The sequence below is a fragment of the Providencia burhodogranariea DSM 19968 genome, assembly GCF_000314855.2.
Lineage (GTDB): Bacteria > Pseudomonadota > Gammaproteobacteria > Enterobacterales > Enterobacteriaceae > Providencia > Providencia burhodogranariea.
The window spans coordinates 116,721-141,809 of sequence record NZ_KB233222.1 but is presented as its reverse complement, the minus strand read 5'-3'; the positions used below and the strand labels follow the sequence as shown (position 1 = coordinate 141,809).

At 40.2% G+C, this 25,089-nt stretch carries 15 protein-coding genes; 7 read left to right on the top strand and 8 right to left on the bottom strand.

Features of this window, described 5'->3' with window-relative positions:
* Positions 1 to 83: 83 nt before the first annotated feature.
* The 5 genes from pyrG to dgt form a co-directional block, all read right to left on the bottom strand.
* Entirely contained in the window at positions 84 to 1,721 is a 1,638-nt protein-coding gene (pyrG, locus tag OOA_RS00605) for a glutamine hydrolyzing CTP synthase (protein WP_008910175.1), read from the bottom strand.
* Between the two features lie 259 nt (positions 1,722 to 1,980).
* Positions 1,981 to 2,781, bottom strand: a complete 801-nt coding sequence (gene mazG, locus OOA_RS00600) for a nucleoside triphosphate pyrophosphohydrolase (protein ID WP_008910174.1) — start codon at positions 2,779 to 2,781, stop codon at positions 1,981 to 1,983.
* An 87-nt stretch (positions 2,782 to 2,868) separates the two neighbouring features.
* Complete coding sequence (gene relA / locus OOA_RS00595) at positions 2,869 to 5,106, bottom strand: GTP diphosphokinase (RefSeq protein ID WP_008910173.1); 2,238 nt, start codon at positions 5,104 to 5,106, stop codon at positions 2,869 to 2,871.
* Positions 5,107 to 5,197: 91 nt separating this feature from the next.
* The gene (gene rlmD / locus OOA_RS00590) at positions 5,198 to 6,517 is read right to left on the bottom strand and encodes a 23S rRNA (uracil(1939)-C(5))-methyltransferase RlmD (protein ID WP_008910172.1); all 1,320 of its coding nucleotides are present in this window, start codon (positions 6,515 to 6,517) and stop codon (positions 5,198 to 5,200) included.
* A 620-nt stretch (positions 6,518 to 7,137) separates the two neighbouring features.
* Positions 7,138 to 8,661: a dGTPase gene (dgt, locus tag OOA_RS00585; RefSeq protein ID WP_008910171.1), complete on the bottom strand. Its 1,524-nt coding sequence runs from the start codon at positions 8,659 to 8,661 to the stop codon at positions 7,138 to 7,140.
* A gap of 228 nt (positions 8,662 to 8,889) precedes the next feature.
* Between dgt and mtnN the strand changes: the two genes are divergently transcribed.
* On the top strand, positions 8,890 to 9,582 hold the full coding sequence (mtnN, locus tag OOA_RS00580; RefSeq protein ID WP_008910170.1) for a 5'-methylthioadenosine/S-adenosylhomocysteine nucleosidase: 693 nt from the start codon (positions 8,890 to 8,892) through the stop codon (positions 9,580 to 9,582).
* 281 nt (positions 9,583 to 9,863) lie between these two features.
* Entirely contained in the window at positions 9,864 to 10,688 is an 825-nt protein-coding gene (gene btuF, locus OOA_RS00575; RefSeq protein ID WP_008910169.1) for a vitamin B12 ABC transporter substrate-binding protein BtuF, read from the top strand.
* Positions 10,689 to 10,812: 124 nt separating this feature from the next.
* Here btuF and erpA read toward each other — a convergent pair whose 3' ends face one another.
* Positions 10,813 to 11,157, bottom strand: a complete 345-nt coding sequence (erpA, locus tag OOA_RS00570) for an iron-sulfur cluster insertion protein ErpA (protein WP_008910168.1) — start codon at positions 11,155 to 11,157, stop codon at positions 10,813 to 10,815.
* Between the two features lie 298 nt (positions 11,158 to 11,455).
* On the opposite strand from erpA, the gene hemL reads away from it, so the two are divergent.
* Positions 11,456 to 12,745, top strand: coding sequence for a glutamate-1-semialdehyde 2,1-aminomutase (gene hemL / locus OOA_RS00565; protein WP_008910167.1), 1,290 nt, complete (start codon positions 11,456 to 11,458; stop codon positions 12,743 to 12,745).
* Between the two features lie 1,170 nt (positions 12,746 to 13,915).
* Positions 13,916 to 15,223 (top strand): SGNH/GDSL hydrolase family protein, encoded by a 1,308-nt coding sequence (locus tag OOA_RS00560; protein WP_008910166.1) that lies wholly within the window; start codon positions 13,916 to 13,918, stop codon positions 15,221 to 15,223.
* A 1,056-nt stretch (positions 15,224 to 16,279) separates the two neighbouring features.
* Here the strand turns inward: OOA_RS00560 and mrcB are convergent.
* Both mrcB and hrpB read right to left on the bottom strand, forming a co-directional pair.
* Positions 16,280 to 18,811 carry a bifunctional glycosyl transferase/transpeptidase gene (mrcB, locus tag OOA_RS00555; RefSeq protein WP_008910165.1) on the bottom strand — a complete coding sequence of 844 codons (2,532 nt, stop codon included), beginning with the start codon at positions 18,809 to 18,811 and terminating at the stop codon, positions 16,280 to 16,282.
* Positions 18,812 to 19,141: 330 nt separating this feature from the next.
* Positions 19,142 to 21,643, bottom strand: a complete 2,502-nt coding sequence (hrpB, locus tag OOA_RS00550; RefSeq protein ID WP_008910164.1) for an ATP-dependent helicase HrpB — start codon at positions 21,641 to 21,643, stop codon at positions 19,142 to 19,144.
* Positions 21,644 to 21,660: 17 nt separating this feature from the next.
* On the opposite strand from hrpB, the gene sfsA reads away from it, so the two are divergent.
* The 3 genes from sfsA (at position 21,661) to pcnB (ending at position 25,089) form a co-directional block, all read left to right on the top strand.
* Positions 21,661 to 22,392: a DNA/RNA nuclease SfsA gene (sfsA, locus tag OOA_RS00545; RefSeq protein ID WP_040690683.1), complete on the top strand. Its 732-nt coding sequence runs from the start codon at positions 21,661 to 21,663 to the stop codon at positions 22,390 to 22,392.
* Positions 22,393 to 22,589: 197 nt separating this feature from the next.
* Positions 22,590 to 23,045, top strand: a complete 456-nt coding sequence (gene dksA / locus OOA_RS00540) for an RNA polymerase-binding protein DksA (protein WP_008910162.1) — start codon at positions 22,590 to 22,592, stop codon at positions 23,043 to 23,045.
* Positions 23,046 to 23,532: 487 nt separating this feature from the next.
* Positions 23,533 to 25,089, top strand: coding sequence for a polynucleotide adenylyltransferase PcnB (pcnB, locus tag OOA_RS00535; RefSeq protein ID WP_419177161.1), 1,557 nt, complete (start codon positions 23,533 to 23,535; stop codon positions 25,087 to 25,089).

Sequence of the window (25,089 nt, the reverse complement as noted above, 5' to 3'; positions counted from 1 at the left end):
TTACCAATTTGAGCCTAATTAGCGCTCAAATTGGCTTAACAATAACCTTTACTAGAATAGGCTACCTTCTACCCCGCCATATCTTATTTCAACTCACCTTTCTGGTATACACCAGCGGCTTTAACAAAACCTGCAAATAACGGATGACCATCTCTTGGTGTTGAAGTGAATTCAGGATGGAACTGGCATGCAACAAACCATGGGTGGTTTGGATTTTCAATAATTTCTACCAGTTTATTATCAACTGAACGACCTGCAATTTTTAAACCTGCTTCTTCGATACGTTTTAGTAGCAGATTATTCACTTCATAACGGTGACGATGACGCTCAACAATAGTGTCTTCGCCATACATATCACGAACCAAGCTGCCATTGACCAAATGGCATTGCTGACCGCCAACACGCATAGTTCCACCAAGATCACTCTCTTCAGAACGAACTTCAACATTACCTTCTTCGTCACGCCATTCTGTAATTAGCGCAACAACTGGGTATTTACAATCAGGACTAAACTCAGTTGAGTTAGCATCTTCCATGTGAGCAACATTGCGCGCAAATTCAATCAACGCAACTTGCATCCCTAAACAAATACCTAAGTAAGGAATTTTGTTTTCACGAGCATAACGCGCTGTCATGATTTTGCCTTCGATGCCACGTTCACCAAAGCCACCCGGAACAAGAATTGCATCTAGCCCCTTAAGAACTTCAACACCACGGGTTTCGACATCTTGTGAATCAATCAATTTGATATTGACTGTCAGACGATTTTTAAGGCCGCCGTGTTTTAGTGCTTCAATTACTGACTTATAAGCATCGGGTAATTCAACATATTTACCTACCATACCAATGGTCACTTCGCCAGTTGGGTTAGCTTCTTGGTAAATAACTTGTTCCCATTCAGAAAGATTTGCTTCTTGGCAATCGATGTTGAAACGCTTGCAGATATACTCATCCAAGCCTTGTGATTTCAACATTCCAGGAATTTTATAGATAGAATCAACATCTTTCAGTGAAATAACCGCTTTTTCAGGCACATTACAGAACAGTGCAATCTTAGCGCGTTCATTCGCTGGAATAACGCGGTCTGAACGACAGATCAATACATCCGGTTGAATACCAATAGATAACAGCTCTTTTACCGAATGCTGAGTTGGTTTCGTTTTAACTTCACCCGCTGCTGCCAAGTATGGCACTAGAGTCAAATGCAGATATAATGTACGCTCACGCCCCACTTCCGCAGCCATCTGGCGAATTGCCTCAAGGAATGGCAGAGACTCGATATCACCTACCGTTCCGCCAACTTCGACAAGAACGACATCATGGCCTTCACCGCCACGAATAATGCGATCTTTGATTTCATTAGTGATATGAGGGATAACTTGAATTGTTGCGCCAAGATAGTCGCCACGGCGCTCTTTGCGCAGAACTTCAGAGTATACACGACCCGTCGTGAAGTTATTACGGCGTGTCATTTTGGTACGGATGAAACGCTCATAGTGACCTAAATCTAAGTCAGTTTCAGCGCCGTCTTCTGTTACGAAAACTTCCCCGTGTTGGGTTGGACTCATGGTACCCGGATCGACGTTGATATACGGATCCAGTTTCATCATAGTGACATTGAGTCCACGGGCTTCGAGTATAGCCGCCAATGAGGCTGCGGCAATGCCTTTACCCAGAGAGGATACGACCCCGCCGGTCACAAAAATATAATTAGTTTTCATGCTGAACCTGAAAGTTTAGGTTTAAAAGATGATGGATATAACAGGACGGGAAAACAGTATACCCGAACCTTAATTTCGCTACAAATGTTCTAAGCATAATAAGGTTAGTTTTCATCAATACCCTAATAATATCAATAAATTAATAAGCAAAATATTTATTGCTCGGTAAATATACATTTTTATAATGTGCACATCTTGCTGTTTTTTTCATGTTAGCACATTTTGCAGATAAAGGCTAAATCCTTTCAGCTTGCCGTAGCTACTGTTTTTCTTCCTGTTTTATCTGCTGCCAATGTAACTCCATTTCATCTAGTGTAGCAGTTTCTGTCGATTTTCCACTGTCGGCTAAGCGATTTTCTATTTGACGAAAGCGTTTTTCAAACTTTTGGCATGCCTTGTTTAGCGCCATTTCGGGTTTATGACCAAGATGACGCGATAAATTAACGGTAGCAAATAGTAGATCACCGATTTCTTCTTCCAGTCTCTGCTCGTCGATAACAACCTGCGTTGCTTCTTCCATGACTTCATCCAATTCTTCACGAACTTTATCAACCACTGGGCCTAATGTATCCCAGTCAAATCCGACTGAAGCACAGCGTTTTTGAATTTTGTAGGCTTTCATCAGTGCAGGTAATGCATTTGGAATATCATCAAGAACGGAATATTGCGCTTTTTGTGCGCGCTCTGCGGATTTACGCTTTTCCCAGCCAGCGATGACTTCATGGCTACTCGCACTATTTTCAGCATCAAAAATATGTGGATGACGGCGCTCTAATTTATCGCTAACCGCTTGGCAAATTTCATCAAAATCAAATAAGGACTGTTCTTTCGCCATTTGTGCATAAAATACCACTTGGAAAAGTAAATCACCTAACTCACCTTTTAGATCATCAAAGTCTTCCCGTTCAATGGCATCGATGACTTCATATGTTTCTTCAAGTGTATAAGGCGCGATAGTTTTAAAAGTTTGTTGTGTATCCCATGGGCAACCTGATTGCGGATCGCGTAGCGTTTCCATAATGGCGAGTAATCGTTCAATTTGTGGTGTTATCGTGCTCATCTCTTTGACCCTTTTTATACAAAAAATCCCATGTATCACAAGGATAGCATGGGATCATTTTTTACTACATTAAACTTATGCCGCGAATTACTGTGAATTACGTTTTGCTTCAATTACATCCGGTAATTGATTTAGCTTTGCTAAAACACGTGCGAGCACTTGCAAATTGTAGATTTCAATCGTCATATCGATAGTGGCTAGTTGCTGTTTAACATCGCTACGGCTAGTCACTCCAAGCACATTAACCTTTTCGTTTGCTAAGATAGTCGTGATATCACGCAACAATCCACTTCTATCGTTCGCTACAACACGTACGACTAATGAATAGCCACTGGAGTAGTTTTCACCCCAAACCGCATCCACCAGCCGCTCAGGCGCATGGCTTTGCAATTCAGCTAGCTGTTCACAATCAACGCTGTGAATGGAGATGCCTCTTCCTTTGGTGATGAAACCAACAATATCATCGCCCGGAATTGGTTGGCAGCAACGTGCAATATGGTGCATCAAGTTACCAACCCCCTCGACAACAACTCGACCACTGCTATTACTTTGAGAACCTGGAGGTGGTGCAGTTATTTTATTTTCCAGCGTTTTCAATGCTTCACGGTCAGCTTCTTCCGCAGTGGTCTTTTTGAATTTGCTTTGCAGGAAGTTAACCAACTGGTTAATTCGAATATCGCCCCCACCAATTCCTGCCAATACTTCATCCAGAGAATGAACGTTATAGCGTGCTATCAGTAATTTTTCAGCTTCTTTAATGCTGATGTCTAAATGTACCAGCTCATTATCAAGAATTTGACGACCCGCGATGATGTTTTTATCTCGATCCTGTTTACGGAACCAGTTGTGAATTTTTGCGCGACCACGGCTGGTTGTGACATACCCTAAGTTTGGATTGAGCCAATCGCGGCTTGGATTTGGGTGTTTTTGGGTAATAATTTCAATTTGGTCACCCATTTGTAATTGGTAGCTAAATGGCACAATACGGCCACCAATTTTGGCACCAATACAACGATGCCCAACATCACTATGAATATGATAAGCAAAGTCTAGTGGTGTCGAGCCGGTGGGTAAATCAATCACATCACCTTTAGGCGTAAACACATATACTCTGTCATCGAATACTTGACTTCGGACTTCATCGAGCATTTCGCCCGAATCTGACATCTCTTCTTGCCATGCAATCAGTTTACGTAACCACGCAATACGGTGTTCATAGCTACCACCTTTACCAACGCCAGTCGTACCCTCTTTATATTTCCAGTGCGCGGCGACACCCAACTCTGCATCTTCATGCATTTGACGGGTACGAATTTGAATTTCAAGTGTTTTACCGTTTGGCCCAAGGACGACAGTATGAATAGATTGGTAACCATTCGGTTTTGGGTTAGCAACATAATCATCAAATTCATCGGGTAGATGACGAAAATGTGTATGGACAATACCCAATGCGGCATAACAATCCTGTAGACGCTCAACCACAATACGCACAGCTCTAACATCGAATAATTCATCGAATGCGAGCGCTTTTTTCTTCATTTTTCGCCAAATACTGTAAATATGCTTGGGACGCCCATAAATTTCAGCTTGAATATGCTCTTTGAGCATATTTTTGCGCAATGTTTCCACGAAGTTATCGATATAATCTTCACGATCTATTCGGCGTTCATGCAACAGTTTAGCGATTTTTTTGTATTCATCTGGATGTAAATAACGAAAACAGAAGTCTTCTAACTCCCATTTTAACTGCCCGATACCTAAACGATTTGCTAACGGGGCATAGATATTAGAACACTCTTTAGCCGCCAACACGCGGTCATCTTCTGTTCCATCTTTGACTTCACGTAGATGCGCGATCCGCTCAGCAAGTTTGATGACGACACAGCGGAAATCTTCCACCATCGACAATAACATGCGGCGGATGTTATCTACTTGAACTGAGCTAGTTTCACTTGATTGGGTCGCTTTGAGTTGGCGAATAGCATCCATTTCAAGGACGCCTTTGACTAATTCATGAATCGAGTTACCGAAATCATCAATCACCGATTGTTCATCGAGTTGATTCTCTTCAACCAGAGGGAACAGAAGCGCGGCTTGCAAGCTTCCGATATCCATACTCAGTGTTGAGAGAATTTCAGTCATCTCGATCCCGCGCCATAACAGTAAAGGTGCTATTTCCTGCCCTGCTAATTTATCATGACAATACTGCCAGGTATGGATGAGCTTTTGTTCTGATTGTGGATTATTTAGCCCCAGTCCGCTCACCCACTTTTCAGGGGCAAACTCACCTGCTGGGGTAAGATGTGCACTTCTTACAGCAACCATATTTTCTCCCTACCTGTTAACCCTCTGGGCTACACGTAAATATACCCGTAATCTTTCAAGTAGCAGCGTCGTTGGCTGGCGATAACTTGGATTATTTGGAGTACAGCGCCATTGACTCCAGATGACTGGTGTGTGGAAACATGTCCAACATCCGCAGTTGTATTAATTTATATCCAGCGTCAAGCAAAACTTTACTGTCCCGAGCAAGTGTTGTCGGGTTACAAGAAACATAGACAATTTTTTCCGGCATCAGTTTAATTAAATGTTCCATTACACCCGCAGCGCCGGCTCGAGCAGGATCCAATAACACTTTATTGAACCCTTCGGTCGCCCATGGCTGCGTATGGATTTGCATCTCTAAGTTCTCATTATAGAAGGTCGCGTTGACAATTGAATTGCGTTTAGCATTGTTTTGAGCTTGTTTGACCAAATTTTCTACGCCTTCAACGCCTACGACGGCTTTTGCATGCCGCGCGATAGGTAATGTGAAATTTCCCATACCACAGAATAAATCCAAAACACGATCTTGCGCATTAATATCAAGCCATTCAAGTACTTGAACTACCATTTTCTGGTTAATCTCACCATTTACTTGGATGAAGTTTAGAGGGCTAAATTGCAAGGTTTCTCCAGCAACTTGATATTCAGGATAAACTGACGATTCAGTAAGTGCTTCTAAGCAATTTTCTTCACCTGCCAACCAGACTGCAACGCCATATTGTTGTTCAAAATATTGTAGTTGTTGTTTATCTGATGAAGTTAATGGAGCAAGATGGCGAAGCAACACGATAATGCTATTATCGGCGCGGATCAGCTCAACATGTCCAAGTTTAGATACAATATTTAATTTATTTAAGCAATCTGATAATGGTGAGATCAGCGCATCAAGTTGATGATGCAAAACGGGGCAATGTTTGATATCTACCAGCGTATTGGATTGTGTTTGACGAAAACCCATCACCAGATGTTTATTTTTATTTTGATATTGCAGCCCTAAACGCGCTCTTCGACGATAGCCATAAGCTTCGCCAAAAATAACCGACTCGACCTCTTTTTGTACACCCGTTTCTCGTGCTATCAGGTGCTGTAATGCGTTAGATTTGCTTTCTCTTTGTAATGAGATATCAATATGTTGCTGCTGGCAGCCACCACATTGATTAAAATATTGGCAATGAGGTTTAACTCGTTGCGGACTGGTATTAAAGCGTTTAATTACTTTTGCTTTAGCAAAGTGGCGTTTATCTTCAATAATTTCGACTTGAGCCTCTTCCCCCGGCAGTAAACCCGCAATAAAAATAGTTTTACCATCAGAGCGAGCAACGCCTTGGCCTGCGGAATCTAAACTATCAGCTGTTACCGTTATTTGACGGCGTTGTGTGGTACGGCGGTTTGGCGAGTAAAATTGGGCCATAATTCGTCACTACGAGGGGTTAAGTTTCAGAAAATAATATTATATTTTCTCTCTATTTCAAGATAATGCCAATTACTTGCATAAAATACGCACAGCAAAAAGGCGAGTGTATAGTATCATTTTTTTGACCAACATGAGTTATCACTTTTTCACTTAGCATATATTTTTTACTGCTTTTACTCATTTTTCATCGTGTTACACCTACAAAAAACCTTACAGCAATATACATAACCTAAATAATTCAAGTTTTAACGAAACTACAAACAAATGAGATCAACAATAAGATATTTTTGCATTTTTGCATTTTTGCACTTTTGCACTTTTGCACTTTTGCACTTTTGCACTTTTGCACTTTTGCACTTTTGCACTTTCGTTGTTTTGTTGTTTTGTTGTTATACATCGATATATCCTCAAAATAGTTCGTGTTGCAGCTAGGCGGCGATTGAGTGAATCCCTAGGAGCATACATAAGTATGTGACTAGGGTTCGCGAATGAAGCCAACAACGCTGCAGCGCGAAATATGACGAGGATAGGAGCACATACATAAGTATGTGACTCGAGCACGCTAATAAAGCCAACAACGCTGCGGCGCGAAATATGAAGAGGATATGAAGAGGATATTAATTGGAGACCATACACTTGCGAAACTCCTCGTACGCATAATGATCTGTCATCCCACTGATATAATCTTGAATCAATCTCGCTCGATAATAAAATTCCAAAATAGATTTTTCGACCTCATCTGTCGCGCAAATTTTTTCGATTGCTTCGCTATAGGATAGACGGTGTTTATTAGAAAGTTTATGAAATAGGCGAGTCTCAATAAAAAACTTTTTATGGTAATTATTCTCGACTAAAGAGGCAAAATCATTCTTTTCTAGCATCAACAATGGGCTATAAAAATCTAATAGGCCGCCAATAATGCGATAGCCTTGTAACTCAAGCTCCTCTACCTCGTGATGATTAAAAACATGTTTGAAAGCCACTGTTTTAAGCACTTTGAGTAATCGATGTTCTGGGCTTTTATCTTCTAATAGCGCACTATTAAGCGATCCCGCATAAATTTCAGGAAGGTTTCTAATAAAACGCTGAGCGCTATAACGAGCAAGCTTACTCGTGATATTGACACGTAAATACATAAAAAATTGGTCTTGCTGAATACGCCGAGTATGGTTGTCGCTAATATTATTAAAAGCTCCCATAATAGTTTCATCAAACAGATCGCCCTTTTTGACAGTTCCCCACTCGGCTTGTAAGTAACCAATTAATTGATCGACTGTAAATATGCCTTTCTCCGCAGCATCATCCAAATCGGCAATGCAATAAGAGATATCATCCGCAGCTTCCATAATATAAGACAATGGAAATCGGCAATATTTTTCCATATTTAATTTTTTATATAATTCATTGACGAAATTCAATTCAGACCAATAATAGCCCGGTTTTTTCATCAAATAATCGAATTGTTCAGGGATCGGATCAAGATCGTATGCCCCTCGCGTATATTTTAAGAGTGCACCAACCTGAGCATAGGTTAAGTTTAATTTTAACAGTCTGTGTACCATACGCAGCCCTTGAGCATTACCTTCAAAAGAGCACAAATCCTGTTTTAACTGACGACGAAATAAATCAAGGCGAGCATCTCCCGTTAAACGCATTGCTGCAATACGGCAAGGATCTGAAGATTCAGAGGTGTATTGGTAATCAGGCGCTAAAAGTTGCCTAAACCAGCTTTGAATAGCCGCTTCGCCAAAGTGACCAAACGGTGGATTGCCAATATCGTGCATCAAACACGACATTTCAACGAGGCTTTCAAAAGCATCGCAGCGTTCATCTAAACCATATTGCTCTAATAAATTTTTCTTTTTTAGCTCATTGAGAACGGTTTTACTGATATAGCGTCCAACTTGCTGCACTTCTAATGAATGGGTTAACCGGCTACGCACCGCTGCATTTTGTTCTAAAGGAAAAACTTGTGTTTTTTGTTGTAAACGGCGAATGGCTGCTGAGTTAATAATGCGACCGCGGTCGCTTTCGAATAGTCGATTGACTGCATCTTCATTATGAGCAGAAATTTTGGGGCTATTAGAACTACTATAGTTTCGTTGATAATTAAATTTGGTCAGGAAATTAATATTGCTCACACCGACTCCTTAAGTTGTTTGGTTATTAACTTCACTCAACGCCTAATCGTTTACTTATATGCCTATTAAATAGTTTAGCTTATCGACTATATTCAATTTTAATTATTATGGTATATATCGATTACTATAAAAAGAGAGAGGAAAAATACATTCCATCGGTCTTTCAATGCTACAATTTATCCATCTCAATCTTAATTACCTAAATTAATCAATAGTGAGTATGGCATAATGAAAGTTGGTATCATAGGTGCAATGGAGCAGGAAGTCGCTATCCTGCGTGAACAAATTGAAGAGTGCAAAACGCTAAGCCGCGCTGGCTGTGAAATTTACACCGGAAAAATTAATGGCGTTGATGTTGCGCTATTAAAATCGGGTATTGGCAAAGTTGCTGCCGCTATCGGCACCACGTTATTACTTGAACACTGCCAACCTGATATCGTCATAAATACCGGTTCTGCAGGTGGGTTAGATCCTCGCCTCAATGTCGGTGACATCGTTGTTTCAACGGAAGTTCGCTATCACGATGCAGATGTCACTGCATTTGGTTATGAACCGGGTCAAATGGCACAATGCCCACCTGCTTTTATCGCAGATCACAAACTGATTGAACTCGCCGAAAAATGTATTCAACAACTTGGTATGAATGCCGTTCGTGGCCTTGTCTGTAGTGGTGATGCCTTTATTAATGGTGCTGCCCCCCTAGCTCGCATCAAAAAAGCCTTCCCACAAGTTGCTGCTGTTGAAATGGAAGCAACCGCTATTGGCCAAGTTTGCCATCAATTTGGCGTACCTTTTGTCGTTGTGCGTGCAATTTCTGATGTTGCAGATAAAGAGTCACACACCAGTTTTGATGAATTCTTACCTGTTGCTGCTCGTCAATCATCACTGATGATCGCTGCCATCTTGGCTGAACTTGCCTAGAAATGATTTAATTTTAATGGCAAAAAGTGACAAAATGGCACTTTTAATGGCTATAAAAAGAGGGATAAGCATCATTTTCCCTCTTTTCATGATCAACCGATCGTTATCCGTCGAAAATCAATAAATTGGTTTTCTCTGTATATATGCTCAAGATAATTTGATTTTCATGTAGGCAGCAAGGAAAAATAGTCGGGAGCATAGCTAAACTCTAAGACTCGCTAAACGTAGTCAACAAACCCGAAAATAGAAGTATAACGAATATAGTTTGGAAATGAGCCAACATGAAATGGATCCCTAATAGTCTTAAAGCAACATTCACTTTATTAATTTTATGCTTATTAAATCCCCAAGCTATTGCGGAAACAAAACATCGTGTCATCAGCCTATCCCCAGCGAATACTGAATTAGCTTATGCAGCAGGGTTAGGTGACAGCTTAATTGCCGTTAGCGCCTATTCGGACTATCCTCCAGATGCTAAACAATTAGAGCAAGTCTCTGATTGGCAAGGAATCAATGTTGAACGAATTATTGCGCTTAAACCTGATTTAATTCTCGCTTGGCGTGGCGGTAATCCACAGCGCCCACTCGATCAGCTGGCTGCACTTGATTTCCCGATCGTCTATTTAGATCCTAATAATATTGAGTCTGTTATTTCAGCTGTAAAGAAACTGGAAGAGTACAGCCCAAAACCTGATATCGCTAAACAATCGATTTCAACGATGCAAGAACAACTTACTCAATTAAAACAAAAATATACTAAATCGAGCACCTCAAAAAAACGCGTATTTATTCAATTAGGTACTCAACCCTTATTCTCTACTGGAAAGGATACAATTCAAAATGAGATCATTTCGCTGTGCGGTGGGGAAAATATATTTGAAAATAGCCCGGTACAATGGCCACAAGTGAGCCGTGAGCAGGTATTAATAAGAAAGCCAGAAGTGATTGTAATAACCGGAGAGCAAGCTCAAGAAAAAACGGTACAACAATTTTGGCAGGCGCAATTACCGATACCTGTCATTCGCTTAAATGAAGATTGGTTCCATCGCGCAGGGCCGCGTGTGTTACTCGCCGCTAAAGAATTATGCGAGCAGTTATCCCCGTAACCCTTCAGGTTGCTGAGTATCGGCTTTGCTGGTTGCTTAAATGTAAACCGAATTATTTTAGATATGGACTTCAGAAGAAACATCGAGATTAGTGAGAGGGGAAAATCCCCTCTCCACAAAAAACTTAAACGCTGAATGAAGAGCCACATCCGCAAGTCGTTTTTGCATTTGGGTTGGTCACAATAAAACGTGATCCTTCTAACCCTTCAGTATAGTCAACACTTCCGCCAACCAAATATTGCAAGCTCATTGGATCAACAACTAAGGCAACACCTTGTTTTTCAATGGTCATGTCGCCATCGTTGATTTGGTCATCAAAGGTAAAGCCATATTGGAATCCACTACAACCACCGCCTGTAATATAAACACGGAGACGCAGGTTTGGGTTCTCTTCATCAGAAACTAAGTCTTTTACTTTAATTGCTGCCGCATCAGTAAACTTCAGTGGCAAAGCTGCATCATCACTCATTTTTTACTCCAGACCGGTCTACCGGTAATTCAGGGTAGGTAAGAAACCTACTCAGATCAATTGCTCTAATTATCCGCTAGCTTATTCATTCATTCAAGTGTTGTTACACAATTCGGCACATTGTGCATCTTTCACTCGGTTGAATGACATTTGGTTTAATTGGTTCAGTGCTTTAGAATACGTACCTAAAATAATTCAAGATGCATCTTGCTGAACGTAGCCAATTGGCAACTTGAAGTATGATAACCCTATACTCTCAATAGTTTAAGATACATTTAGCCTCTTTCAGGAGCCTTGCATGAGCCACTCTTTAGACCTATACAATGAAGCACAACAGCTAATTCCCGGCGGTGTCAACTCACCCGTTCGCGCCTTTAATGGCGTTGGTGGTACTCCATTATTTATTGAACGTGCTGATGGCGCTTATATTTTTGATGTTGATGGTAAAGCTTATGTTGACTATGTAGGCTCATGGGGACCAATGGTTCTCGGCCATAATCATCCCGCTATTCGCGATGCTGTAATTAAAGCCGTCAACAAAGGTTTGAGCTTTGGCGCTCCTACCGCAGCAGAAGTTGAGATGGCGAAACTGGTTTGTGAGTTAGTTCCATCCATTGACATGATCCGTATGGTTAACTCAGGCACCGAAGCCACAATGAGCGCAATCCGCCTTGCTCGTGGTTACACTGGTCGTGACAAAATTATCAAATTCGAAGGTTGCTACCATGGACATGCTGACTGCTTATTAGTTAAGGCTGGTTCAGGTGCATTAACAATGGGTGAACCTAACTCCCCTGGTGTGCCTGAAGACTTTGTTAAACACACACTCACTTGCACCTATAATGATCTCGCTTCTGTTCGTCAAGCCTTTGAAAATTATCCGCAAGAAATTGCCTGTATTATTGTCGAGCCAGTCGCAGGAAACATGAACTGTGTACCACCAACAGCAGAATTTTTACCTGGTCTACGTGCACTCTGCGATGAGTTCAATGCTTTATTGATCATTGATGAAGTGATGACGGGTTTTCGCGTAGCATTAGGCGGAGCACAAGACTACTACGATGTGCAACCTGACCTAACTTGCTTAGGTAAAATCATCGGTGGCGGCATGCCTGTTGGTGCTTTTGGTGGTCGTTATGAAGTGATGGAAAAATTGGCTCCATTAGGACCTGTTTATCAAGCCGGGACCTTATCCGGTAATCCTGTTGCTATGGCCGCTGGCCTTGCATGCTTAAATGAAGTATCACAACCAGGCGTTCACTCGAAACTGACTGAATTGACCGATAAACTGGCTCGTGGCTTAGAGCGTGTATCAAAAGCACAAGGAATACCAATGGTCATCAACCGTGTTGGCGGGATGTTTGGTCTATTCTTTACTGATGCAAAAAGTGTTACATGCTACCAAGATGTGATGAAATGCGACGTTGAGCGCTTTAAACAATTCTTTCATCTGATGTTAGAGCAAGGTATCTATTTAGCGCCATCAGCATTCGAAGCTGGCTTTATGTCTATCGCTCATAGTGATGAGGATATTGAAAAAACGATTGATGCCGCTGAAGTTGCATTCGCGAAGATGAAAAAGGCATAATTCTCAACAAGCCAAGCAATATCTTATCCCAATTCTCTGCTATGAGCCGTTTTGGGTTATATCGGGCTAACGCTATAACGTTAGTCCGATATTTAATTTACCGTGAAGCAACTTAACTTCAACGATTAAACGAGCAAAAGCACAAATCTTCATTCGCAATTCGTATTAAATGCCTTAAGCTACCTTTCAGTAGAATAAGATTTTAATATCCAGATGAAAAAGTGATAGACAGCATTTTTATTTTACTCAAGAGGAATGAAAATCATTGTGATTGCGTATTCATTCATTGCTCGATATTTTTTCTGTGTTAATACGAAAGAATCAATATATACAACCCAAGAGAGCTGGTATTCATTTCATTTCTAACTGTAAATTACACTTTTAAAAGTAAAAACAATAATTAGTAGTAATATTCCTTATTACTTGGCATTTTTGATAATTTATTCATTTAATAAGCTCAAACATTTTGATATAAAAAATCTCCATCAAAACACCATAAATAAACGACAAATAGACCATTACTCATAAGTGAATTTATTATTAACTCATGGTATCAAAAAAAATAATAGGCACAATGGATATGAGAATCATTATAATTCAGATGTAAAGACAGTATTTTCCGTAAGTTCAATCTTAACAAAAAAATCATATTTCTTATGAAAATAACGCTAATAGTATTGATGATATGGATCCATTACAATCCAAACTATTAATTTTTCACTAACTGATTAGTTAGTGTTGATACTCAGTTAAATCAATCATTAAAGCTACTCAATCACACTCTATTTCCTTGCCGATAATACTTTACTGCTCACTCAACATTCTAAATCACTTTATTTTAATAAAAACACATTACTAAATATAAAAAAATAAATTTACAATTAAATCCACACATTAACACATTCGTATTTTTATTATTATTTTAAAAATATATTAATAATAATTAAATGAGTTTACATCGACCTATAATCCAACCCTAAGAAAATTACTTAAATCTGTATTATCAGATGAAATTGACAAACTTTTATTTAAATTTAAATATTGGAATGAAAGGGATTGAATATTTGCGAGTGAAAACTTAAAGCAAATAAAATCAGTCTTCATAAAGAAATTCAATTGCATATTATCGCTATTTTGAATTATTACCTTATAATACAGAGGGAGTTTATTTTGATCAAAAAAAATATTATTTGCACTATTTTACTTTCATATATCATGTTTCATTGTTTACCCGCATCTTCTGAAAACCAATCTATTAACTGGACAGCGATTGAACCGCCTCAATTTTTACCCGATCCTCAACAGAGTAATAATATTAGGTCAGAGACATCTGCTTACCTAAAATGCGTGTATAAAAAATCAATTGATGATGACACACAGGTTGCCTCTTCATGGGCATGGGGTAGAAACCCTTCATCCCCCAAGGAATACGCTAAGATTTATGGCCATTGGTATAATGGGAAGATTCTCACTAATATGTTTTACACCAAGGCAGCTTACCAAGAATTAAAAGATATTTGCCAGTCAACTCTCAAACAAAAAAATATAACATCGAATATCATTCTTCCTTATGCATCAAACCAATACTTACCTTACTACTATAATTTTTGGAGTGAAGGAAAGAATATCCCGAAACAATCAATTGGGTATGCGCAATTTGATAGAATGGTGATTTTCGGAGATAGCTTATCAGACATTATTAATGTTTATAATGTCACTCAAAGAATTGTACCTAATCATAATTCTTGGTTTTTAGGTCATTTTTCAAACGGTAAACTTTGGCACGAATACCTGACCGATGCCTTTGACTTACCTGCTTATGTTTGGGCTACAGGGAACGCAGAAAGCGGAGACAAGATCATCTTCCCAGGTCTATCGTCACAATTAGAATCATTCATTAAGTATTCAAATAAATCACATGATTATGATATTTCACAGACACTCTTTGTAGCATCATTTGGGATTAATGATCTCCTTTCTGGTGGAAAAACAGCAAAGGATGTTCTTGATAATTATAATAAGCAGTTACCTATATTAGCTAACACCGGGGCAAAAAAAATTGTAATAATGAATATACCTGATTTATTGATTGCACCTATGACCAAAAGCTGGAATCCAAGCAAAAAAGAAAATATGAGGAGAAACATTGATTTACTTAATGAACAACTGCCTATTTTGATAAGTGAATTGAGAATAAAATATCCAGATATCCATTGGATTGAGGTTGATCTTCATTCTGCATTCGCTTCAATATTAGCAGACCCCGAATTTGTAAATACTACAGATGCTTGCTTAGATATGAGTAATAGTCGTCTTTCATTTTTGAAAGCACACAATGTTAAATCAGATTGTAAAAAGGCTAATGGTAAATTTATGTTTTGGGATGTTTTGCATCCAACGACACTATCACATCAAAAACTAGCTAAAATCATCCAAGCCAGCTTGCTAAAAAGCCTTGCTAACGACTCTAAGTCCTAAAAGAGCGAAGGTTCCCACTTCAATGAACTGAGCCTAAACCACGTTTCGCGATTTAGAGTTATAGGCTCTGCGTGGAGAACACTTTCAGTACAGTAGCTTGTCTGTTTCTCCTATATTTTTGCATGGTCGAATAAATCAAGATTTAACTTTATTGATGAGCTTTAACACCAAACTTAGCCATACAGTGCCAAATCCATTTCACCATTTGATAGCGCAGTAATAATTATTTTGCGCTATCTATATTCCCTGACGTGAGAGCGTCTGTAACCAATTATTGATCAATGACAGGGCCAATTGTTCATCCCGTAACTCGCGACATGCCACTAAAGCGCCACATCCAAACCTGAAACCTGAATGTCATTCAACCTAACATCCTATAATACGTTCTGCGAGTTTCTATATCTGCATAGTTCTGTGGCATGGATTAAGCACACTCACGTCAACATCCTCTTGCAGAGAGATGATGCTATGTACTTGCGCTTCAATTTCAATATAGCCCCCCAAAACCGTATCCGGATTCCTTCTTTTTTAATCGCTAATTCGATAAGTGCCAAGATGGTCAAATTATCTGGATTAGATGCATGCCTATCTTATTAATAGAATAAGACTACGTGAATAATTCCAAAACTAACTTCGTAGAAAAATGTCATTTCATTTGCTATTTCTATTCAAAATAATTCAACTTGTTTCTATGTGACAAATAAACGAAACCCCAGGGGTTGTTTATCTTTATTGCTGATTTTTACCGCACCAATCGGTTTAAATAACAGCAATATAATCATATCACGTACTTAGGGGTCTAAAAAAACATCACCAAAAACCCTAAATGAAAAGCGCCCTTCGGGTTCGATTAAACGGGATTTTCTCTATGTTGACCGACTCTTGCCTAGTTCACTAACCTTGCTTAAAATACGCGCAAATAGAATAAAAATTAACCTTCAAAGAAAACTGTTCTTCAAAGATAAACAGCCCCTAGAACATACAAAAGTATGTGACTAGGGGCTGTTTATCAATTAAGCCAACAAGGATACAGCTTAATGCATGACCGGTGTCAGATTAATTCTTACTCCCAAACATATCTTTAACCCACTCCGGAGCATCATCCTTAGACTCAGGTTCGGAATTATTATTTAAATCCCACGTTGGGCTTTGATTAGCAGATGATTGGCATAAGCTTTCTGGATTATCAGTCCAGATTGGTAATGTTCGCCCACCACCAAAATCTGAGCAGTTGAATTGCCCATCAGGCATCACTTTCATATCAACAATGCCTTCAGGTTGACGGTTATTCAAGGCTAATGGTGCTTGGTTATCTAAGTAGCGTTGATACACTTTCAAAGCACCTGTTGCTCCAGTCAATTGTGTAGGGCCGTTGTTATCGCGACCAATCCACACAATTGCCACTTCTTTACCATCAATTCCGGCATACCAGCTATCTATCAAATCATTAGTCGTACCCGTTTTCCCTGCAAGGTTATATTTACTGTATTTCGACAATAAAACTCGCCCTGTTCCTTGCTGAACAACTTGCTGCATACCATATAAGGTGAGATAAGCTGCTTGTGACGGAATAGCCCTCTCTGCGGATGGATAGCTTTGATAAATTTCACTTCCATCACCATCAATGACTGAACGCAGCGCAGATAGTTTTGCTCGGTTACCATTACCACCAATGGTTTGATAAACCTGAGCCACTTCCGCTGGTGTTAAGTTAACTGCACCTAATAGCATTGCTGGCACTTTTTCCATTGCAGTCGCTGGTGCACCTAGGCGAACGAAGATATTGAGAACTTGATCTAGCCCGACTTCTAACCCTAAATTAACAGTAGGAACGTTTTGCGATTTAGCTAACGCATCCACCAGCAACATACCGCCAGTAAAATTACGGCTGTAGTTTCTTGGGCTCCACGTTTGATTGCCAACTTTGACAGTCAGTGGTTCATCTTTTAACCACGTATTTAAACGGAAACGATCAGGCTCGTTCAATGCCGCTAAATAAACGGGCGGTTTCGCCAATGAACCAATGCTACGACGCGCATTGAGCGCACGGTTAAATCCAGAATATTGTGTTTGAGAACCGCCAACCATTGCTCTTACTTCACCGTTGATGCGATCAACGACGACCATCGCACCTTCAATATCATTCAATTTACGATCTTTGCGAAGTTGAGCAACACCAGTTTCAATCGCTGTTTCTGCGGCTGTTTGTGCAACAGGGTCTAACGTAGTAAAGACTTTAGCTCCAGATAAGTCTTTAACTTTATCACCCAGTTTTTCATTTAATTCCTGACGTACCATTTGCATAAAGGCAGGCTGAGAAGCAACTAAGCCTTCTTTGTTTTTCACACCTAGAGGTCGTGCACTCAGTACTTCATACATTTCTTTGTCGATAACATTCCGTGTTTCAAGTATTTTCAACACGATATTACGACGTTTGGTCGCATTTTCAGGCTTAGTCCATGGATTATAAGTAGATGCACCTTGCACCATACCGACTAATAATGCTTGTTGGTCGAGGCTCAATTCGTTAATTGGGCGTCCAAAATAGTACAAACTGGCTAATGGAAAACCACGAATTTCATCATTACCGTTTTGCCCTAAATAAACCTCATTGAGATACAACTCAAGAATACGTTGTTTGCCATAACTGTAATCCAACAAGATAGCCATAATGGCTTCGTTAACTTTACGACTTAACGTACGCTCGTTGGTCAAAAACAGATTTTTCACTAACTGTTGAGTTAAGGTACTTCCGCCTTGAACAGATTTACCTGCCGACACGTTAGCAACCACAGCACGACCGATAGAATATAGGCTAACACCATCATGTTCATAAAAGTTACGGTCTTCTGTTTCTAATAAGATTTTTACTAATGATTCAGGGAAATCAGTCAGAGGTAACACCAGACGCTGTTCATTGTTCGCTGACTGCATCATCGTGATGAGCTTAGGATCTAAACGGAAAAAGCCGAATGAGCGCCCATTTTCCATGTTCTCAATCTTATTTAAAACCCCGTTATCAAACTCCATGCGAGCGAGGATTTGCCCTTCTTTTTGATCAGGGAAGTTGAAAGGTCGACGTAAAATTTCAATCGTATTTCCTTTCACCGAGAATTCGCCAGAGCTGGTGATTTTTGTCACTTTACGGTATTGCATACCTTCGAGTAGACGAACCATTTCAGCTTGGCTGTAATCCATTCCTGGTTCTAAGTTAACCATTCGCCCATAGACCGCCGCAGGTAAATCCCACACTTTACCATCTAGCCGTTCTTTGATTTGTTGGTTTAAATAGAAGGCATAAACCCCAAGCAATACCGCAAAGACAATAAACAGCTTGAAGAGCAGCCAAAACCAGCGCCATTTACTTTTTGGCTTACGATTTTTTTTACCATTATTGTTTGATTGGCGTTTTTTAGCCATTAGCTCATCCTCTTCATCATCGAGGTTTTGCTCATTAAAATTATCATCGTCAAAGAATTCTTCATCATCATAATCATCACGGCGGTCACGACGGCGTGAGCCTGACCGTTTTTTTTGAGCAGACGGTTTTTTTCGTCTACCGATAGGTTCTAAATCTTTACCGGACATGGTCGCTCCATATCACCTAAATTCTTAATTTGATCATTTAGGTTTGTTAGCCTATTACAGTTGCTATTTCACTCAAAAAACAACCTTAAAAGTCAACAACACCTTCATAGCCTTGATTTTGGCTTAAAATAGCCAACAATTCCCAGAAGAAAGCTCTTAATTACATTTTATTACCTTAAATGAGCAACTTCTATGGCTCCGATTGTTGGCGGCTATTAGAACATAAAACGAACTCATTTCGCACCTATACATAAAATAATTCCCATTTCTTGCAAAGCCACTCGTATAGTTGTTTCAATTACATATTGAGTTTTAGATTGATGCATATTTCTACATCATGGCTTTTTTAGTCTTACTGGTTGGTTGCGTGTTTACCGGATCATCTGGCCATAAATGTTTTGGATAACGCCCTTTCATCTCTTTCTGTATTTCGCGATAACTGCCTTGCCAAAATGCCCCTAGGTCTTGGGTTATCTGCAATGGACGCATTGCAGGTGATAATAAAGATAACGTCACCACTATCTTGCCATTAGCGACTGTCGGGTTTGCGCTTTGCCCATACATCTCTTGCATTCGAATGTCGATTTGTGGTGGTTTATCTAAAAAATAGTGAATACTCACATCTTTACCTGACTCAGCCAAATAACGCGTTGGCAAGGTATTATCTAGCCATTTTTTCTGTTGCCAATCCAAGCGATAAGAGAGAAGTTCACCTAAATTGATAGCCTGAAGCTGCTTACGGTGAGTGATGCCATCAAGATAAGGTGCTAACCAAACATCTAAAGAGGCTAAGAGAGACTCATCATCAATATTTGGCAATAACACCTCTGGAAACCACTGTTGTGCTAGTTGGCAACGAATGCGTAATTGTTCTACTGATTGATTCCAATCCAAACTTTCTAAACCATTTTGACGTAACCAGTTCAGTAATGCGTATTTAATCTGTTTTTTATCGGGGTTAGTCAATCTTTCTGATTGTATAACCAGTTGCCCACATTGTAGCCGCCGCCAAGCATTCAATGTGCCCTTTAGTTCGTCCCATTCGACGGTTTCTTGCGGAGAAAATAATTCAGGACAACTCGTTCGTAGCTGGTCAATATCGATAGGCAATGCAAGAGTTATTTTTGCATCAGCAGACGATTCCGGTTGCCAGAGTATTGGTGCTATCAACCATTGTGTTCCCGACAACATATCGGATTCGTCCAAAGAAGAACCTAATCCACTAGCGAGTTGATACCGGTACTGATTATCACGATTTTTGGCGATACGATCGGGAAATCCTGCGGCTAATAACGTAGGTAACCACTCACTTATTAATGTCGCATTCTTGCCTATTGCTACAGTGATTTTTTGCCCACTTAATATAGATGCACGCTTACACCAATTCTCTGTAGGCTTTTCTAAATAATGATAAATATCGCTGCCTGAACGGCGAGGAGGTTCTTCTAATATTGCGACTAATAAAGCGGCAAGTTTGATCACTTCTTTATTATTGCTTTGATGTGCTTTATTTAACACGGCAGCTGTACGCACAGAGCTACCTGACTCCGCCATTCCTCGACCGATTGCAGTTAGCTGCCCTTGCTTATCAATTGCACCCAACTGGCTAAGTAAACCTTTTGCTGCAGCAATAGCCGCCTGTGGTGGCAGATCTAGCCATGATAATTGTGTTACCTCATGACAGCCCCATTGCAGCAAAGATAACCATAACGAACTTAAATCACTGTGTAATATTTCAGCTTCGCTAAATTGTGCAGCACGTTGCGCCTGTTCCTGACTAAATAGATGCCAACAAACCCCCGCTTCTAAACGCCCTGCACGACCAGCACGCTGCACCATAGATGCTTGGCTGATACGCTGCTTGACCAACTTTGTTAGCCCTGTTCTTGGGTTAAATAACCCAACACGTTCAAAGCCACTGTCGACGACTAATCTGATCCCTTCAATCGTCAAACTCGTTTCCGCAATATTAGTGGCGAGCACCACTTTGCGTTTTCCTTCTGGAGCAGGCTGTATAGCTTGTTGCTGTTCTTTTATTGAGAGTGCTCCATACATGGGACATAAAAGTATGTCCTCACTAACCTTCTGAGCCAATTCCGTAAGCGTTTTTTCTATTTCCCCAACACCAGGAAGAAATAATAATAAACTGCCACTCTCTTGTTGAAGTAACTGCCAAACCGCATTTGCGACTTCTTTATGAAATAATTTATTAGGATTAATCGACTGAAAATGCCGTATAACGGGGTAGGCGCGACCTTGTGAGGTAATAATAGGTGCATCAGGAAACAATTTGCTGAGTCCTTGGTCATCTAATGTCGCCGACATGACCAAAATCCTTATATCATCTCGCAGCCCTTGTTGTGCATCTAACAATAGCGCAAGGCCTAAATCAGCTTGTAAGCTTCGTTCATGAAATTCATCCAGAATAACAAGACCAATGCCTTCTAACATAGGGTCATGTTGTAGCATACGCGTCAAAACGCCCTCGGTAACAACTTCAATTCGAGTTTTTGCGCTTGTTCGGCTTTCTGAGCGCATGCGCAATCCTACTGTTTGGCCTACCTCTTCACCCAACTGCTGAGCAAGTCGGGTTGCCACACTGCGTGCAGCAATACGGCGAGGCTCCAACATAATAATGCGCCCATTAATAATACCACTTTCCAAAATTAGCAGCGGTAAAACGGTTGATTTTCCAGCACCTGTTGGGGCATGTAGCAATATTTGTGATGATTGTTTCAAAGCAGTAAGTAAGGAATCACTAACGTCATAAATGGGTAGCACGTGGATAATAGCTCCATGATGTTTAACTTTTGCTGGCAAACATTGTAGCATTGCCAATTATTTTCTGGATGCCTATTACGGAGATCCCATGGAGTTTATTCCCCCCATTACAACCAGCCACACTGATTAAACGCTATAAACGCTTTTTAGCGGATGTCATGACACCAGAAGGCGATGTGATGACAATTCATTGTGCAAATACAGGTGCAATGACAGGCTGTGCAACTCCCGGCGATAAAATTTGGTATTCAACATCTAATAATACAAAACGAAAATACCCACACAGTTGGGAAATCACTCAAACATTACAAAACCACCTAATTTGTATCAATACATTGCGAGCCAATCAGGTGATTGCCGAAGCATTATCACAAAAACACATTCCAGAATTGTCTGAATACAATATTATTAAACCAGAAGTTAAATATGGCTCAGAAAATAGTCGCATTGACTTTTTTTTATCCAGTTGTGACCTACCAGATTGCTTTATTGAAGTAAAATCAGTGACTTTACTAGAGAAGAATCATGGCTATTTCCCTGATACAGTCACCGAGCGAGGTCAAAAGCATTTACGTGAGTTAACAATAATTGCTAAAGAAGGAAAAAAGGCCATACTGTTGTTTGCAGTTTTACATACGGGTATTTTCGAAGTTTCAGCGGCAGCTCATATTGATAAGGAATATGCTAATCTGTTAGATGAAGCCATCGAAAATGGCGTCGAAGTTATCTGTTATCAAATTGATATAACTGAAAAAAAATTGTCATTGGGTAAAAGGATTAAATTTACAAGTTTCAAATAATAATGGTTTGATCGCTTCCTAAAGCGAGGACGCATGAGTTCTGGGGGCTTAAAAAGGAATAAACACGCGCACCTTCACAGCGTTACAAAACTCATTGCATGAACGATTGCCAAGAGAGCCTACTTCTGCTATTTATAGCGGCCTTAATTTTTCCCCTTTGGGGTTTTTGTGAAATTTGCGTGTGTAGGAGAAGCATTATGCAAGAAGGGCAAAAACGTAAGACATCGTCCTTAAGCATTCTCGCCATTGCCGGAGTTGAACCTTATCAACAGAAAGCTGGCGAAGAGTACATGAACGACGCCCAGTTGGCGCATTTTAAACTCATTCTCGAAGCATGGCGCAATCAACTCAGGGATGAAGTAGACCGGACAGTTACTCATATGCAAGATGAGGCAGCTAACTTTCCAGATCCCGTTGACCGAGCAGCCCAGGAAGAAGAATTCAGTCTTGAATTACGTAACCGGGACCGTGAACGTAAGTTGATTAAGAAAATCGAGAAGACGTTGAAAAAAGTCGAAGACGAAGATTTTGGCTTCTGCGAATCTTGTGGAGTAGAAATCGGCATCCGTCGTTTGGAAGCCCGTCCTACTGCTGACTTGTGCATCGATTGTAAAACATTAGCAGAAATTCGCGAAAAGCAAATGGCTGGCTAATTACTGATTATGTAATCCTTAACGGCGCATCCCCTGCGCCGTTATATTTCAAAAATATCGCGTAAGTATTCTCTGTATACCATTAAAATTATTCAATATTTTCGAACCATATCAAACTAAAAATATGATGGATATACCATCCTTCTGTTTTATTCGCCTTAATATAATCATTTACCTTAAATCACGATAATAATAAACTATCATAATGAAATCATACTAATGTACAGCCCAGATGGATCTATACCCAATAAAATGAGTTACGGTAACAACTGCTAATTCTGCACTAACGGTAGCGATAAGTTATAATTTTTTATAACTTGAACCTAAAAATGGTACCTCCTTGTGATCCCATCTAATGATATTATTGACAATACTTATGGCTGAATATGACTTTTATGCGTTTAACCATTCTCAAAGAAAGGCCAGTAAGCTATTATTAGCCGCTTATTTTGTTTAATGAATATTTGTAACGATATCGAGGTGTACTATTTTTAACCGAGTAGCAAATTTCTGCCGCAATATTTTATCGCGAAATGACAAGGACACGCGTGACGCACAGGCAGCAGGTGAAAGGCCAGTCACTTATTCTGACCCTGCGACAGCTAAGCCCGTAGAGCAGAACGCTAAACAAACGAAAAATACGGTTCGTCAGTCCAAGCGTGCCGATACTCAGGCAGAGAAATCACAAACAATGACGACCGAAATTGATGAACACATCACTATTATCCCACGTCCCGAGCATAATATCTCACGAAGTGATATTAGTGATAACGCACTGAAAGTACTTTATCGCCTCAATAAAAGTGGGTTTGAAGCTTATCTTGTTGGTGGTGGCGTGCGTGACTTACTCCTTGGCAAAAAGCCAAAGGATTTCGATATCACCACGAATGCAACGCCAGAACAGATCCGCAAGTTATTTCGTAACTGCCGCCTCGTTGGCCGTAGGTTCCGTCTTGCACATATCATGTTCGGCCCAGAAGTGATTGAAGTCGCCACTTTCCGTGGTCACCATGATCAAAACTTACCTGAAGATAAGAACATGTCACAGCAAGCGCAAAATGGCATGCTACTACGTGACAATATTTTCGGGTCAATTGAAGACGATGCAATTCGCCGTGACTTTACTGTTAATAGTCTCTATTACAATATTGATGACTTCTCGGTACGTGACTATGTTGGCGGGCTCCAAGATCTAAAAGATGGCATTATTCGCATGATTGGCGATCCTGAAACACGTTACCGTGAGGATCCGGTAAGAATGTTACGGGCGGTTCGCTTTGCCTGTAAACTTGATATGCGTATAGAGCCGAATACTGCGCAGCCAATTTATCAACTCGCCCCGCTTCTACGCGAAATTCCGTCAGCAAGGCTATTTGAAGAATCATTAAAACTGCTACAAGCAGGCCAAGGCTATTCAACCTATAAGATGTTGATCGAATATCATTTATTTGATCATCTATTTCCCGTTATTAGCAGCAGATTCAGTGAACACAATGACTCGCCAATGGAAAAAATCATTGAGCAAGTACTTAAAAATACTGATTTTAGACTCAAAAATGATAAACGAGTCAACCCAGCATTTTTATTTGCGGCGATGCTCTGGTATCCAGTCACTGAACATGCTGAAAAGTTGTCTCAAGAAGGTGGTCTTGCCTATTATGATGCCTTTGCATTGGCGATGAATGATGTGCTTGATGATCAATGTCGTTCAATTGCAATTCCAAAACGCATCACGACAACGATGCGCGATATCTGGCAATTGCAATTACGCCTTCCCCGCCGCCAAGGTCGTCGAGCAAGTAAGTTGATGGAACATCCAAAGTTCCGTGCAGCCTTTGACTTATTAGAATTAAGGGCTAATGTTGAGCGCAGAAACGAACTGCAAGAGCTCGCAATTTGGTGGGATGAATATCAAGTCGCCAATAATACCAAACAACGAGAAATGATCTCTGAGTTAGGCAATGTTCCAACCCGTAAGCGACATCGCCCACGTAAACCCTCAACGGCAGCCTCACGTAAGCCAAATAAGTCTCAGGAGTCATAG